This is a genomic window from Methylobacterium aquaticum (genome assembly GCF_016804325.1).
In the GTDB taxonomy this organism is placed as follows: domain Bacteria; phylum Pseudomonadota; class Alphaproteobacteria; order Rhizobiales; family Beijerinckiaceae; genus Methylobacterium; species Methylobacterium aquaticum_C.
This window is the reverse complement of record NZ_CP043627.1, coordinates 1,278,926-1,294,061: the sequence shown is the minus strand read 5'-3', so window position 1 is coordinate 1,294,061 and position 15,136 is coordinate 1,278,926. Positions and strand designations below refer to the sequence as shown.

At 71.9% G+C, this 15,136-nt stretch carries 12 protein-coding genes; 7 read left to right on the top strand and 5 right to left on the bottom strand.

All coding sequences use genetic code 11. The annotated features are described in order from the left end of the window. The first annotated feature begins 80 nt into the window (after window positions 1-80). From F1D61_RS05660 to F1D61_RS05640, 5 genes are all read left to right on the top strand, one after another. On the top strand, window positions 81-2,120 hold the full coding sequence (locus tag F1D61_RS05660; RefSeq protein WP_246775730.1) for a TonB-dependent siderophore receptor: 2,040 nt from the start codon (window positions 81-83) through the stop codon (window positions 2,118-2,120). After that, the gene (locus F1D61_RS05655) at window positions 2,120-2,398 is read left to right on the top strand and encodes a hypothetical protein (protein ID WP_203156861.1); all 279 of its coding nucleotides are present in this window, start codon (window positions 2,120-2,122) and stop codon (window positions 2,396-2,398) included. Before F1D61_RS05660 ends, F1D61_RS05655 begins: the two co-directional genes overlap by 1 nt. Then, window positions 2,395-3,534 (top strand): DUF1624 domain-containing protein, encoded by a 1,140-nt coding sequence (locus tag F1D61_RS05650; protein ID WP_432443211.1) that lies wholly within the window; start codon window positions 2,395-2,397, stop codon window positions 3,532-3,534. The genes F1D61_RS05655 and F1D61_RS05650 overlap by 4 nt, the downstream gene beginning before the upstream one ends. 109 nt (window positions 3,535-3,643) lie before the next feature. Beyond that, window positions 3,644-5,062, top strand: coding sequence for a phosphatase PAP2 family protein (locus tag F1D61_RS05645; RefSeq protein ID WP_203156860.1), 1,419 nt, complete (start codon window positions 3,644-3,646; stop codon window positions 5,060-5,062). 41 nt (window positions 5,063-5,103) lie between these two features. Then, complete coding sequence (locus F1D61_RS05640) at window positions 5,104-6,180, top strand: alkene reductase (RefSeq protein ID WP_203156859.1); 1,077 nt, start codon at window positions 5,104-5,106, stop codon at window positions 6,178-6,180. A 39-nt stretch (window positions 6,181-6,219) separates the two neighbouring features. On the opposite strand, the gene F1D61_RS05635 is transcribed toward F1D61_RS05640, so the two are convergent. Then, window positions 6,220-6,855, bottom strand: a complete 636-nt coding sequence (locus F1D61_RS05635; protein WP_203156858.1) for a hypothetical protein — start codon at window positions 6,853-6,855, stop codon at window positions 6,220-6,222. Window positions 6,856-7,566: 711 nt separating this feature from the next. Here F1D61_RS05635 and F1D61_RS05630 point away from each other — a divergent pair. Together F1D61_RS05630 and F1D61_RS05625 are read left to right on the top strand one after the other, a co-directional pair. Further along, entirely contained in the window at window positions 7,567-8,841 is a 1,275-nt protein-coding gene (locus tag F1D61_RS05630) for a ribulose-bisphosphate carboxylase large subunit family protein (protein ID WP_203156857.1), read from the top strand. Continuing rightward, the gene (locus tag F1D61_RS05625; protein ID WP_246775729.1) at window positions 8,838-10,229 is read left to right on the top strand and encodes a four-carbon acid sugar kinase family protein; all 1,392 of its coding nucleotides are present in this window, start codon (window positions 8,838-8,840) and stop codon (window positions 10,227-10,229) included. The genes F1D61_RS05630 and F1D61_RS05625 overlap by 4 nt, the downstream gene beginning before the upstream one ends. A gap of 205 nt (window positions 10,230-10,434) precedes the next feature. Here the strand turns inward: F1D61_RS05625 and F1D61_RS05620 are convergent, their stop codons facing one another. The 4 genes from F1D61_RS05620 to F1D61_RS05605 form a co-directional block, all read right to left on the bottom strand. Then, complete coding sequence (locus F1D61_RS05620; RefSeq protein WP_203156856.1) at window positions 10,435-12,156, bottom strand: GMC family oxidoreductase; 1,722 nt, start codon at window positions 12,154-12,156, stop codon at window positions 10,435-10,437. Continuing rightward, the gene (locus F1D61_RS05615; protein ID WP_203156855.1) at window positions 12,153-12,947 is read right to left on the bottom strand and encodes an ABC transporter permease; all 795 of its coding nucleotides are present in this window, start codon (window positions 12,945-12,947) and stop codon (window positions 12,153-12,155) included. The genes F1D61_RS05620 and F1D61_RS05615 overlap by 4 nt, the downstream gene beginning before the upstream one ends. Further along, a complete protein-coding gene (locus F1D61_RS05610; RefSeq protein ID WP_203156854.1) occupies window positions 12,947-13,816 on the bottom strand; it encodes an ABC transporter permease in 870 nt (289 codons plus the stop codon). Before F1D61_RS05610 ends, F1D61_RS05615 begins: the two co-directional genes overlap by 1 nt. A gap of 275 nt (window positions 13,817-14,091) precedes the next feature. Next, complete coding sequence (locus tag F1D61_RS05605; protein WP_203156853.1) at window positions 14,092-15,132, bottom strand: ABC transporter substrate-binding protein; 1,041 nt, start codon at window positions 15,130-15,132, stop codon at window positions 14,092-14,094. Window positions 15,133-15,136: the final 4 nt, after the last annotated feature.

The following is a 15,136-nucleotide window of genomic DNA, read 5'->3' as shown; positions in this document are numbered from 1 at the left end:
ATCCTGGCGACCGCCCTGGGGGTGACCCTTGCGGCCGGTGCCGCGCGGGACAGGAAACTATCGCCCTCGACGAGGTCGTGGTGGAGGGGGCGCTCCCGACGCTGTCGCCGGCGGCCGGCACGATCGGGCTGATCGGCCCGACCCCGGGCTTTCGCGCCGACCGGGCGGTGAGCAGCACGAAGACCGACACGCCCCAGCGCGACGTGCCGCAGGTCGTCACGGTCGCCCCGCGCGAGGTCATCACCGATCTCGCGGCGACCCGCGTCGAGCAGGTCGTCGCCTACACGCCGGGCATCGTGCAGCAGAACAATTTCGGCGGCCTCTCGCCCCTCGGCTATGCCGTGCGCGGCGTCGCCACGGCGGAGATCTACAAGAACGGATTTCCCCTGGCCCGCGGATTCCCGCCGCAGCAGGACGCCCAGAACGTCGAGCGGATCGAGGTGCTGAAGGGCCCGGGCGGCGGCCTGTTCGGGCGCAGCGACCCGGGCGGCCTCGTCAACATCATCACCAAGCAGCCGACGGCGGAGCGATTCGTCGAGATGGGCGGGCAATGGGGCTCGTTCGAGCAGGTTCGCGGCACGGTCGATTCCGGCGGCAGCCTCAACCAGGACGGTACGGTCCTCTACCGCTTCAACCTCGCCGCCGGGCGCCAGAACAGCTTTCGCGATTTCGTCGACGGCGACCGGCTCCTCGTCGCCCCGGTGGTGAGCTGGCAGATCACGCCCGACACCAAGGTGACGGTCGAGACCGAGTTCCTCCGCAACCGCGCGGTGTTCGACCGCGGCGTCGTCGCCGTCAACGGGCAGCTCGGCCTCCTGCCGATCTCGCGCTTCCTCGGCGAGCCGGGCCTGCGCATCGACCAGTCCAGCGACACGCTCCAGGTGCGGGTCGACCACCGCTTCGACGCCGACTGGCAGATGCGGCTTTCCACCTACCTCAACTCCAACTCGTTCGTCGGCGAGGCGGTCGAGGTGCGGGGCCTCGGTGCCGACAACCGCACGGCCCTGCGCGACCGCAATTTCCGCAATTATCGCGCGGCCGTCGCCCTCGGCCAGGCCGAGCTGGTCGGGCGCTTCGACACCGCCGGGATCGGCCACACCCTGCTGCTTGGCTTCGAGCGCGAGAGCACCGACGGCACCTACCAGCAGATCCGCTCGAACCTGCGCCAGAATCCCTACTCCCTCGACCTCTACGCCCCGGTCTACGGCCGGCCGCTCCCGCCCTATACCCGGCAGACCAACGGCGTCGAGCAGCTCACCAACACCGCGCTCTACGCCCAGGACCAGATCACCCTGAACCCGCAATGGAAGGCGCTGGTCGGCGTCCGCTTCGATTTCTTCGAGCAATCGTTCCGGGAGCGCACCACCGGGGTGCGGAGCGACCAGACCACCTTCGCGGCCTCGCCCCGGGCCGGCCTCGTCTACCAGCCGCTGCCGGAACTCTCCCTCTACGCCAATGTCGGCCGCAGCTTCCGGCCCAATACCGGACCCGACGCCTTCTCGGCGTCGTTCAGCGGCCCCTTCGCGCCCGAGACCGGCCTCGGCTACGAGGTCGGCACCAAGCTCGACCTCTATGGTGGCGCCCTGGCGCTGACCGGCGCCGCCTTCCGGATCGAGCGCGAGAACGTGCTGACCCCCGATCCGAACAACCCCGGCTTCTCGCTCGCCGCCGGCGCGGTGCGCAGCCAGGGCTTCGAGTTCACCGCCGCCGGCCAGATCAGCCCGGAGATCAAGCTCCTGGCCGGCTACGTCTTCGCCGACGCGGTGGTCACCAAGGACAACGTCCTGCCGGTCGGCGCGCCCCTCATCAACGTGCCGCGCCACTCGGGCAGCCTGCTCGCGGTGCACGAGGCGCAGGACGGGCCGTGGAAGGGTTTCGGGATCGGCGGCGGCGTGCGCGCCGTCGGCGAGCGGGCGGGCGACGCCGCCGGCAGCGGCTTCCGCCTGCCGGGCTACATCGCGGTCGACGCCCTGGCCTATTACCGCTGGGAGAATTTCCGCTTCGGCCTGAACGTCGAGAACGTGTTCGACACGACCTATTACGCGAGTTCGCTGAGCGCGCTGCGGGTCTATCCGGGGACGCCGCGCCGCGTCACCGGCACCCTGTCGGTGCGGTTCTGATGGCGGCTCTTCTCCGTCACGGCGCCGCGGTGCCCAGGAAGGGCGATGCCGGCCGCCATGCGGCGGCGGCCCGCGCCCAGCGGTTCCGGCGCGACCTCGCACCGGTGCTGGTCGCCATCGCCGCCGAGGCCGGCGGGACGCCCGAGGGCATCGCCGCCTCCCTGACCCGGCGCGGGGTCCGGAAGCCCCGCGGCGGCCGCGTCTGGACGCCGCCGGACGTGCGCCGGCTCCTCGCCCGCCTCGCCACCGAAACCGCATCCCGCGAGACCGCCTCGTGACGCCCGACACCGCGCCCGCCCCACGCATCGGCGCGATCGACGCCCTGCGGGGCTTCGTCATGCTGCTGATGCTGGTCGATCACGTCCGGGACATCTTCTACCTCCACGCCCAGGTCCGCGACCCGATGGACCTGAGCGTCACCCCGGCGGCCCTGGCGATGACGCGGCTGACCTCGCATCTCTGCGCGCCAATCTTCATCCTGCTCACCGGCCTCTCGGCGAGCCTCTACGCGGCCAGGCACGGCACGGGCTCGGGCTCGCGCTTCCTCCTCACCCGCGGCCTGTTCCTGATCGGGCTCGAACTCACCGTGGTGAACCTCGCCTGGACCGGACAGATCCTGCCGCCGGTGCTCTACCTGCAGGTGATCTGGGCGATCGGCCTGGCGATGATCGCGCTCGCCGGACTCCTGTGGCTGCCGCGCGCCGCCCTCGTGGGCATAGCGCTCCTGATCATGCTCGGGCACAACCTCCTCGACGGGATCGTGCTGGCGCCGGACCAGGACGGCTACGTCCTGTGGTCGATCCTGCACCAGCGCGGCCTCGTCGACCTGCCCTGGGGCGTGGCGCGCACCTCCTATCCGGTCCTGCCGTGGATCGGCGTCGCGGCGGCGGGCTACGCCCTCGGGCCGTATTACGCCCTCGACCCCGTCGCCAGGCGAGGCCGGCTCCTCGCCCTCGGGGCGGCGGCACTCGTGGGCTTCCTTGTGCTGCGCGGGCTCGACGGCTACGGCGATCCGTCGCCGTGGCAGGCCGGGCCGAGCTTGGGAGGGACGATCCTGTCCTTCCTGAACCTCACCAAGTATCCGCCCTCCGCCGACTTCCTGCTGCTGACGCTGGGCCTCGGGCTCTGGCTGCTGGCCCTGTTCGAGGCTTGGCCCGCCCCGCGCCTCGCCTGGCTGCGGGTGTTCGGCGGCGCGCCGTTGTTCTTCTATCTCCTCCACCTCTGGCTGCTGCGCGGGCTCTACGCTCTCGCGACTGCTGCCGGCCTGACGGGCGCCTCCGGCAAGGTCGAACTCGGTTCGCCGGGGCAACTCTGGCTGGTCGCGCTGGTGCTCGGTCCCCCGCTCTACCTCGCCTGCCGCTGGATGGTCGGGCTGAAGCGGCGCGGACGGCATCCGGTGCTGCGCTACCTGTAGCGTTGCGCTCCACGCCGGCTCGCCCGGCGTCGAGCCGTGCGCTTCCGGGCTGGACAGGAGGGCGCTGTCGTCGTTTCCTGCCGCCAGAACAAACGGGGGGGGCGACACGATGCGCAGGGCGGCCATTCACGGTCTCGCGGTTCTCGGCGTGATGCTGCCGGTCGCGGCGCTCGCGCAGACGGCGACGAACCTCGTCGCGCTCCAGGGGCTCGCCACCGTCAGCGCCCTCCAGGCGACGCCGGAGGGGAAGGCGGCGCTCGACGCCAACCTGAAGGTGACCGGTGACATCCAGTTCGGCATTCAGAAGCAGCCCCACCTGCTGCCGTTCGACCAGCAGCGCCAGCTCGCCCTGCGCGACGCCTTCATCACCGACGGCAACGCCACCGAGCTCGCCGACGGCCTCGGCAGCCGCCTCGGCGCGATCTACCAGGACAAGGCGCGCTATTCCGACTACAAGACCTTCAGCAACGTGACGCAGTCGGTGGCCGACCTGCTCGGCTACACCAACAACATCACCAAGTCGGATTCGAACTCCGGCAAGTTCTTCTTCGCCAACGGCACCACCGACGGCAAGAACCCGGTCTCGGACGCGGCCAAGGGCATCTTCGCGGCGCGCGGCGGCGTGCCGGACGTGTTCGGCAGGGCGTATGGCCGGCCGGGCGGCAGCAAGGGCGCCGATGCCTACGGCAATTCGCGCCCGTTCCAGACCCTGCCGCAGCTCTATGCCTATCGCGGCGACGATTACTTCAAGAACGCCTCGCACAGCCTCGGCTGGCTGCACGGGCCGAGCCAGAACCTGACCGACAGCCCGTCCTACCCGAGCGGCCACACCACCTTCGGCTACACCGAATCCCTGGTCCTCGCGCTCCTGGTGCCCGAGCGCTACCAGCAGATGATCGTGCGGGCGGCCGAGTACGGCAACAACCGCATCGTCGTCGGCGCGCATTACGCCATGGACGTGCTCGGCGGGCGCACGGTGGCGCTCCACGCGGTCGCCCACCTGCTCGCCAACGATCCGGCCTATGTCGGCCAGATCCGCAAGAACCCGGCGGTCATCAACGAGATGAGCCGGCAGACCAACGACGCGGTGGCGATCACCGATTACCGCGCCGCCCTGGAGGCGGCGCGCAACGACCTCGCGATGGTCCTGAAGGATGCCTGCGGCGACACGGTCGCGGCCTGCGCCGCCACCGATACCGGCCGGTTCCGGGATGCGGCGGCGAACCAGGCCCTCTACGACACGACCCAGACCTACGGCCTGCCGGTGGTCCACGCGAAGACCGCCGGCACGGTCGAGGATGTGGGCAAGCTCGCGCCGGAGGCCGGCTACCTCCTCACCGCGGCCTTCCCGGCGGTGACCCTGGCCGAGGCCAACGCCATCCTGACCGAGACGCAGGGGCCCGGCGGCGGCTTCCTCGACGACGGCTCGGCCTTCGGGGTCTATTCGCGCCTGAACCTCTACGCCGCCGCCGGCAAGGCCTCGGCGCTCGCCGCCTCGCGCCGGCCGCAGCAGCAGACGACCCGCTGACCGCCCTGAACCCTTCTTCCCGACCGCAGCGGAGTCCGCGCTTGCCCAGCCTCCTCGACCCGATCCGGCTCGGCGCGCTCGATGCGCGCAACCGGGTGTTCATGGCGCCGCTCACCCGCGCGCGGGCGACCCGGGACCACGTGCCGACCGATCTGATGGTCGAGTACTACGCCCAGCGGGCATCGGCCGGCCTCGTCATCTCGGAGGCGACCGGGATCAGCCCGCAGGGCCTCGGCTGGCCCTACGCGCCGGGGATCTGGAGCCCTGAACAGGTCGCGGCGTGGCGCCCGGTCACCGCCGCAATCCATGCGGCGGGCGGCAGGATCGTGTGTCAGCTCTGGCACATGGGGCGGGTGGTGCATCCGAGCCTGCCCGGGCGGGGCCAGCCGGTCTCGTCCTCGGCGACCACGATGCCGGGCCTGGCGCGGACCTACGAGGGCAAGGCGCCCCATGTCGAGGCCCGCGCCATGACCGAGGAGGACATCCGGGCCGTCCTCGACGATTACCGGCAGGCGGCCCGCAACGCGGTGCAAGCCGGCTTCGACGGCGTGCAGGTCCACGCCGCGAACGGCTACCTCATCGACCAGTTCCTGCGCGACAACGCCAATTTCCGCATCGACCGTTACGGCGGCTCGATCGAGAACCGGATCCGCTTCCTGCGCGAGGTCGTGGCGGCGGTGGCCGGGATCGTCGGGCCCGAGCGCACCGGCGTGCGCCTGTCGCCGAACGAGGAGCGCCAGGGGGTGAACGACAGCAACCCCGAGCCGCTGTTCGAGGCGGCCTCCGCGGCGCTGTCCGAGATCGGCATCGCCTTCCTGGAGGTGCGCGAGCCGGGATACGAGGGCACCAACGGCAAGGCCGAGCGCCCGCCGGTGGCCCCGCTCATGCGGGCGGCGTTCCGCGGCACCTTCGTGCTCAATTCCGACTATGACGGGGCGCGAGGCCAGGCCGCCCTCGATGCCGGCGCGGCCGACGCGATCGCCTTCGGGCGCCCCTTCATCGCCAATCCCGACCTGCCGCGGCGGATCGCCGAAGGCCTCCCGCTCTCCGCCGACGACGCCGAGACCTGGTATACCGGCGGGGCCAAGGGCTACGTCGACTATCCCCCGGCGGGGTGAGCGGGCTCGCCGCCGCGCGATGCCTGTCGACCGCCGGTCTCAATCCTCCGGGATCTCGCCCGGCGGCAGCAGGGCGGGGCCCGGCGCCGCCTCCCGCCGCAGCGGGGCGGCCGGGGCGTTCGGCGGAGCGGTGCGGGGAGCCTGGGCCACCGGCGGCGGCGCGCGGTCGACGATGTCCTCGGGCGCCTTCAGCTCGACCATCCGCGAACCCGTCGCCGCCACCCGGTAGCCGAGGGAGGAAGCCGTACCGCGCAGGTCGCGCACCGCCTGCCGGGCGACGTCCGGGCCGTGGCAGATGGCGAAGTACATGGCGACGAAGTTCGCGTTCTTGCGGATCGTCTCGCTGCTGTCCTCGGTGGCGAAGGGCGCCAGCATGAAGGCCGCCGTGCGGCTCGTGCCCTGGGCCATCACGGCGGGCTTCGTCGGCGAGCAATAGACGTAGCCGGCCTCCGCCTCGCGCTCGGCTCGGCCGCTGTGGCTGGCGTGGAAGGTCTTCACCTGCGTGCGCTTGAGGACACCCGTGGTGCCGGTCAGCATCGGCTCGACCCGCAGCACCTGGAACTCGTCGCAGCCATCCTTGTGGCAGAGGCCGCGCACCAGGTCGGCGCGGTTGTAGTCCTGCGCGACGGCGGACCCGGTGAGGAGGACGAGGAGCGCGGCTGAACGAGCGAGCATCGGCAATCGGGCAGTCTGTTCGTGAGGGGGAGCCGAATCCCGTAGCGGGCGTTCCGGGCGGGAGCGTGACCGCCCGGGCGGGTTTCGCCGAGGCAGCCACAGGCCTTGCGACGAGAGGCTACGGCAGGACAAGACCCCGAGCGGCCGAAGCGCTGCCCTGCTGACGGTACGCTACGGGACCGTTCATGCGAGGCTCCAGCCCTGCCCACCCACGCCCTCATCCTGAGAGCCCATTTGAGCAGAGTTGTTCGACAAAAACTGAGAAGAATTAGGCGATATCCTACCCTTCCACCTCATCCTGAGGTGTTAGTCGATCGCAGATCGACTGACCTCGAAGGAGGGCTCCAGAAGCCTCGGCGACCCCTGGAGCCCTCCTTCGAGGCTCACTTCGTTCGCACCTCAGGATGAGGTGAGCGGGTAGGATGATCCCGCCCGCCTCAAGTCTTGGCTAGAAGTGCTGCTCGAACAGGCTCTGAGGTGCGACTGAAAGGAGCCTCGAAGGAGGGTTCCAGTTCGCTCGGAGACATCTGGAGCCCTCCTTCGAGGCTCGCTTCGCTCACACCTCAAGATGAGGTGGTGAGTGGGAGCCCTGTCGCTGGCGAGCGTCAAGCCGCTGTCGTGTAGCGTGTGGCCTGCCACGCCAAGTCCGCTTAGGCTCGGGCCCTCGCGCCAACGTCGCGGGCCCCGGAACCGGGGAACGGGAGGGAATGAATGAGCCAGCGCCCCATCGCGCCCCCGGTGCGGATCGAGGCCGACTATCTCCTCGAGACCGCGAGCGATCCCCGCCGCGTGGCGGAGACGATGGCCGGCGAGCAATCGAGCGGCACCTTCGTGCCGGTGCCGGGCGAGACGCCGGAACTCAAGGCCCGCTCCGCCGCCCGGGTCGAGCGGCTGGAAGTGCTGGACGAGGGCGTCGCGTCCCCCTCGCTGCCGACCACCGCCGCCATCGACCCGGCGAAGCTGCGCCGCGCCCGCGTCACCCTGTCCTGGCCGATCGAGAATCTCGGCCCCTCCCTGCCGAACCTCCTCGCCACCGTGGCCGGCAACCTGTTCGAGCTGCGCCCGGTCACGGGCCTGCGCCTCCTCGACCTCCGGCTGCCCCAGGCCTTCGCCGACGCCTATCCGGGCCCGCGCTTCGGCATTGCCGGGACGCGCCGCCTCGCCGGCGTCGAGGGACGGCCGATCATCGGCACCATCATCAAGCCGAGCGTCGGCTTCGGGCCCGACGAGACCGCCGCCCTGGTCCGCACCCTGTGCGAGGGCGGGATCGACTTCATCAAGGACGACGAGTTGCAGGCCGACGGGCCGCATTGCCCGTTCGACGCGCGGGCGCGCGCCGTGATGCGGGTCGTCGACGACCATGCCGAGCGCACCGGCAAGAAGGTGATGGTCGCCTTCAACCTCACCGGTGAGATCGACGAGATGCGCCGGCGCCACGACCTCGTGCGCGATCTCGGCGGCACCTGCGTGATGGCGAGCCTCAACTCGGTCGGCCTCGTCGGCATGATCGCGCTGGCGCGCACGAGCGAGCTGCCGATCCACGCCCACCGGAACGGCTGGGGGTATCTCACCCGCCACCCGCTGCTCGGCTGGTCCTACGTCGCCTGGCAGAAGATCTGGCGGCTCGCCGGCGCCGACCACATGCACGTCAACGGCCTCGACAACAAGTTCTCGGAGGAGGACGACAGCGTCGTCGCCTCGGCCCGGACCTGCCTGACCCCGCTCTTTCCCGACAAGCCGTGCCTCGCCATGCCGGTCTTCTCCTCGGGCCAGACGGTGCGGCAGGCCCCCGGCACCTACGCGGCCCTCGGCGCGACCGACCTCATCGTCACCGCGGGCGGCGGCATCGTCGCCCATCCGGGCGGGCCGGGGGAGGGGGTGGCGGCGTTCCGCCAGGCCTGGGAGGCGGCGGTGGCGGGCATTCCGCTGGAAGACCACGCCCGCACCCATCCGGCCCTCTCCCAGGCGCTGGAGGGCGCGGCGTGAGCGGGACAATCCAGGCTCCCCGCCCGCTCCCCGACGGCCCCCTCGTCGCCTTCTACGGCGACGACTTCACCGGCTCCTCGGCGGCGATGGAGGTGCCGGCCTTCGCCGGGCTCGAGACCGTGCTGTTTCTCTCGACCCCGAGCGCGGCGCGCCTGAGGGACTTCGCGGGCGCCCGGGCGATCGGCATCGCCGGGGTGGCGCGCTCGCAGCCGCCGGCCTGGATGGACCGGGAATTGCCGCCCGCCTTCCGGCTCCTCGCCTCGCTGGGAGCGCCGGTGGCGCATTACAAGGCCTGCTCGACCTTCGATTCGGCGCCGCAGGTCGGCTCGATCGGCCGGGCCGCCGAGATCGGCCGGAGCATCTTTTCCGGCGACTGGATCCCGATGGTCGTCGCCGATCCGGGGATGGGGCGCTACCAGAGCTTCGGCCACCTGTTCGCGATGGCCGACGGCCGGGGGCACCGCCTCGACCGCCACCCGACCATGGCCCGCCACCCGGTCACGCCGATGGACGAGGCCGATCTCGGCCGCCACCTCGCCCGCCAGACGGCGCTCCCGGTCGGCCTCGTCGACTTCGTGGCGATGAAGCGCGGCGAGGGCGACGCCGCCTTGGCCCGGGCGAGGGAGGAGGGCGCCCGGATCGTCTCCCTCGACGTGCTCGACGAGGAGACCCTGGTCGAGGCCGGCCGCCTGATCTGGGAGCGGGGCGACAAGCCCGTCTTCGCGATCGGGTCGCAGGGGATCGAGGCCGCCCTCGTCGCCTATTGGCGCGCCGCCGGCCTGCTGCCGGCCGAGGCGCCGGCCTCCCGGCCCGGCCCGGTCGCGCGGATCGCCGCCGTCTCCGGCTCGGTCTCGCCGGCGACGGCCGGGCAGATCGCCCACGCCCTCGACCGGGGATTTGCCGGCATCCGCCTCGATGCGCGCCTCGTGGTCGACGCGCCGGCCTTCGCGCGGGAGATCGGCCGGGCGGCCGAGGCGGCGCTCCGGGCGCTCGGCGAGGGTCGCGACCCGCTGATCTACAGCGCTGCCGGCCCGGACGATCCGGGCGTCGCCGCCCTGCGGGAGGCGGTCGCCACGGCGGGCCTCGATCCGGTCGCGGCGAGCGAGCGGCTCGGTGCCGGGCTCGGGCGCGCTTTGCGCGACATCGTGCGGCCGGCCGGCCTGACCCGGGCGGTGATCGCCGGCGGCGACACCTCGGGCCATGCCGCGATGCAGCTCGGCCTCGACGCGCTGACCGCGCTCGGCCCCCTCGATCCGGGCTCGCCGCTCTGCCGTGCGCATGGCGCCGACACGCCCCTCGACGGGCTCGAACTGGCGCTGAAGGGCGGCCAGGTCGGGCGGCCCGACTTCTTCCTCGCCGTCAAGCAGGGCGGCCGCGCCGTCTCCTGACGCGACGGCGACGAGGCAGGGCGCGGTCGGCACCGCCGGCGCGCGTCTCGGGGAATGCGGGAGCCGGGGGTCGGGCCGCCGCCGTCCGGTCCTCGACCGACAGGCTGAGCGGATCTCGCCGAAGTGGTGACCGGTTCGGCGCGAAAATCTGCCACGAAACAAGACCTCAAGCGGGCGAAGCGTTGGCCTGCCAAAGCAAGTCCGCTCAGGTCCGTAGCGTCGCCGCGCCTTGCTGCCGGATCAGGTCGGCGATGCGCTCGGCGATCATCACGGTCGGGATGTTGGTGTTGGCCCGCGGGATCGTCGGCATCAGCGAGGCGTCGCAGACGCTCAAGCCGTCGATGCCGCGCACGCGGCCCGCGCCGTCGCAGACGCTCATCGGGTCGTCGGCCGCACCCATGCGGCAGGTGCCGGACGGATGCCAGGTGCCCCCGACCTCGGCCGACACGAAGGCGGCGAGCGTCCGCTCGTCGGCGAGCAGGCGGTCGAGGGTGACGCCTTGCGTGACGAGACCGTGGATCAGCGCGGCGCGGGCCGGGCCGGCGCTATCGAGGAGCCCCGACAGGATGCCCCGTTGCGCCGCCGGCCAGGGCCGGGGCGCCGCCGCCCGGGCGACCCGCGGCGAGTAGCTCGCCGGGAAGACCGGGCCGCGCAGACCCGCGAGGGAGGGATCGCCGAGGGCCCGGGCGCCGCGGCGGACCGCGTCCATCAGCCGGGTGAGGTCGCGCGGATCGGACAGCATGCGGAAATCGACTCGCGGCTCGCTCCGCGGGTCGGGCGAGGCCAGGGTGACCTCGCCGCGCGAATACGACTTGTTGACCCAGAAGAAGATCCCGCCGATCCGCCGGCCCAAGCTGTGCCAGCCGGTCCGCGACAGGATCGCGCCGTGCATGTCGCCCTCCGGCGTACCGGGCAAGCGAGATGAGTAGCGCAGGATCGCCTGCTCGTGGTGCTCGGCCCGGTCGCGGACCCGGCCGGCGCGGGTGAGATAGGCCGAGACCGCGATCGAGGGATGTTCCATCAGGTTGCGGCCGATCCCCGGCCGGTCGGCGACCACCGTCACCCCGTGCCGGCGCAACGCCGCCCCGGGCCCGACGCCGCTGCGCATCAGGAGGGCCGGGCTGTGGATCGCGCCCGCCGCCACGACGACGTGGTCGGCGTGGATCGTCTCGGGGAGGCCGCCGGCGAGCGGCGCCAGAACGGCGCCGACCGCCTGCCTGCCCTCGAACAGGATCCGCTCGGCGAGCAGGCCGGTGCGCACGGTCAGGTTCGGTCGCGCCCGCACCGCCGGGGTCAGGTAGGCGACCGAGACCGGCACCCGCTCGCCGTCATCCGAGATCGCGGTCGTGCCGACATAGACCCCGTCCCGCCAGGGCCCGTTCTGGTCGTCCCCGGCCGGGTGACCCTGCGCGTCGAGCGCCCGCATCGTGGCGGCGACGAAGGGCGAGAGCTGGTCGGGCCTCGCCCGGCGGATCGGCAGCGGCCCGTCCCGGCCGTGCAGGTCGCCGCCGCGATCGCGGTCGGATTCGAGCTTGCGGAAATAGGGCAGGCAGGTCTCCCACGACCAGCCCTCGGCGCCGAGCGCCCCCCACTCGTCGTAATCGCCCGGCGCGCCGCGATTGGCCATCATGGCGTTGATCGCCGAGCCGCCGCCGAGGCGGCGGGCCTGCTCGTAGCGCCGCGGCGCCGGCGCCTCCGGGCGGTTGCCGGCGGGGGCCCCCATCCTGGCGGTCAGCCGGGGCCAGATGTTGCGCGGGTCGAGATAGGCCCGGCCGGGATAGCGGCTGCGGATCTCCGGCGGCATTCCCGCCGCGGTCAGGTCGTTGCCGGCCTCCACCAGGGTGACGCGGAACGACGGCTCCTCCGAGAGCCGCGCGGCCAGCACGCAGCCGGCTGAGCCGCCGCCGAGGATCAGGATCGCGGTCATGAACGGGTGGACGACTTGCGGGCGCTCAGGCTCGCCAGCACCACCACCATCAGCGAGGCGGCGGTGAGCAGCGAGGAGATCGCCGCGATGGTGGGGTCGATCTCGTCGCGCAGCGAGGTGAACATCCGCTTCGTCAGGGTCTGGTTCTGGCCGCCGGCGATGAAGATCGCCACCACGGTCTCGTCGAGGGCCGAGATGAAGGCGAACAGCGCGCCCGAGACCACGCTCGGGCGGATCTGCGGCAGCGTCACCGACAGGAAGGCGCGCAGGCGGTTCATGCCGAGGCTGCGCGCCACCATCTCCTGCGCCGGGTCGAAGCCGCGCAGGCCCGCCAGCACCGAGGTGACGACGTAGGGGGTGGCCAGCATCACGTTGGCGAGCACCAGCCCCGGCAGGGTGGCGAGCAGCCCGGTCCTGGCGAAGACGAAGAACACGCCGATCGCCGTGATGACGATCGGGACGACCAGCGGCAGGAGCAGGATCACCGTCAGGCTGCGGGCGAGCCGCGACCCGCTCATGCTGAGCGCGTAGGCCGCCGCGGTGCCGATCAGCGTGGCGCCGAGCGCGGTGGCGATTGCCACCCCGAGGCTGACCCGCGCCGCCTGCATCCAGGCCGGGCTGCCGAAGAACGCCTCGTACCAGCGCAAGGAATAGCCCGGCGGCGGGAAGGTGAGGAACCGCGCGTTCGAGAACGACATCGGCACCACGATCAGGATCGGCAGCACCAGGAACAGCAGCACCAGGGCGACGACGGTGCCGAGCGCGAGGCGGGCGGGGAGCGAGGCGTTCATCAGCGGGCTCCCATGATGCGCTCGAGGGGGACCACCCGGGAGGCGAGCCAGAACAGGGCGGCGACGCAGACCAGCAGCACGACCCCGATGGCGCTCGCCGCGCCCCACTGGTTGTAGAGCTCGACGTTGCGGCTCACCAGCATCGACACCATGAAGGTGCGCCCGCCGCCGAGCAGTTCCGGCGTGATGTAGAAGCCGAGCGCCAGCACGAAGACCAGCACCGTGCCGGCGACCACGCCCGGCATCGACAGCGGCAGGAACACCCGGCGGAAGACGTGGAGCGGGCAGCCGCCGAGGCTGGCGCCGGCGAGCATCAGGTCGCGGGGGATGCGCTGCATCGTGGCGTAGAGCGGCAGCACCATGAAGGGCAGGAGGATGTGCAGGGTGGCCAGCACCGTGCCGAACTCGTTGTTGATGAGCGCGATCGGCTGGTCGGTGAGGCCGAGCCCCTGGAGCATCCCGTTCACGAGGCCCCGGCGCTGCAGGAGCACCATCCAGGCATAGGCGCGCACCAGCACGCTGGTCCAGAACGGCAGGATCACCAGCCCGAGCACCACGACGCTCCAGCGCCGGGGCAGGGTCGCGGCCGCGTAGGCGACCGGATAGCCGAGCAGAACCGCCAGCACCGTGACGGTGAGCGCGATGCGGAAGGTGAGCAGGAAGCTGCGCCAGTAGATGTCCTCGGTGAGGAAGCGCCGGTAATGCTCGAGGGTGAGGGCCCCGTCGGCGGTGACCGACTGCACGGCGAGCCAGGCGAGCGGCACCGCGAGGAGCGCCGTGACGACCGCGAGGGCGGGGGCGAGGAGCGCGAGGACGATCAGCTGCTCGCGCCGCTCGTGCCGCCGCAGGGCGGGGTTGGTGTGGGTCATGGCGGGGTGTCCGTCGGCATGGACTCGGCTGGGTCACGGACAGGGCGGGACGTCGCCACCGCGAACCCTCCCCCCTCTGCGGGGGAGGGTGGTCCCTGCGTCAGCAGGGGCCGGGAGAGGGGCAGCGCGACGCCGATCCAGATGGCGCCCGTCAGAATGGTTCAGTGACTTCCGGAAGCGGCGTCCCCTCTCCCGGCCTGGCACGAGTGCTGCGCACTCGCCGCAGGCCACCCTCCCCCGCGGAGGGGGGAGGGCTCACCGCGGCGGCGCGCACCCTACTTCTTCTGCACGAACTCCGCCCAGCGCTTGAGCGCCGCCTCGCCGGCCTCGGAGGTCCACCACTCGGCCGAGAGCACCGCCTGCTTCCTGGCATTGTCCGGCGCGCTCGGCAGCTTGGCGGCCAGCGCGGCCGGAATGATGCCGGTGTCGAAGGCCGCCGGGTTGCCCGGGCCGTACGGGATGTTGAGCGGCAGGTTGGCCTGGAGCTTCGGATCGATCGCCTGGTTCACGAACTTCACCGCGGTGGCGAGGTTCGGGGCGTTCTTCAGGATGCAGAGCGAGGTGTTCTGGAGGATGCCCTGGTTGAAGCTGAAATCGGCCTCCGCCCCGGCCTCCATCACCGCGGCGGCGCGGCCGTTCCAGATCATCTCCATGTCGACCTCGCCGCCCTGGAGCAGCAGGGCCGACTGGCCGCCGGAGGTCCACCACACCGAGATGTGCGGCTTGATCTGTTCGAGCTTGCGGAAGGCGCGGTCGACGTCGAGCGGGTAGAGCTTGTCGGGCGCCACGCCGTCGGCCATCAACGCGGCCTCCAGGGTCGCCAGGGGGTGGTTGCGCAGGGCGCGGGCGCCCGGAAACTTCTTCACGTCCCAGAAGTCGGCCCAGCTCTGCGGCGGGTTCTTGCCGTACTTGGCCTTGTTGTAGGCCAGAACGCTCGAATAGAATTCGTAAGGTACGGAATACTCGGTCTTGTACAGGGCCGGGATCGCGGCGGCGTTCGGGATCTTCGAGAAGTCGAGCTTCTCGATCAGCCCGGCCTTGCCGCCGCGCACGCAATCCTGGGTCGGGGTGTCGACCACGTCCCAGGTCGGCTTGCCGGTGGCGCCTTGCGTGCGGATCACCGGCCAGGCATCGGGGGCGCTGTCCTGGTTGATGGTGATGCCGAGCGCCTTGGCGGCCGGATCGAGGATCGCCACCGTCTGGGCCTGCTGGTAGGCGCCGCCCTGCGACACGAAGGTGATCTGCTCGGCGGCGAGCGCCGGAGCGGCCGTGCCGAGGAGGCAGGCCAGGACGGTGGTTCGAATCAGCGACGCCATCTCG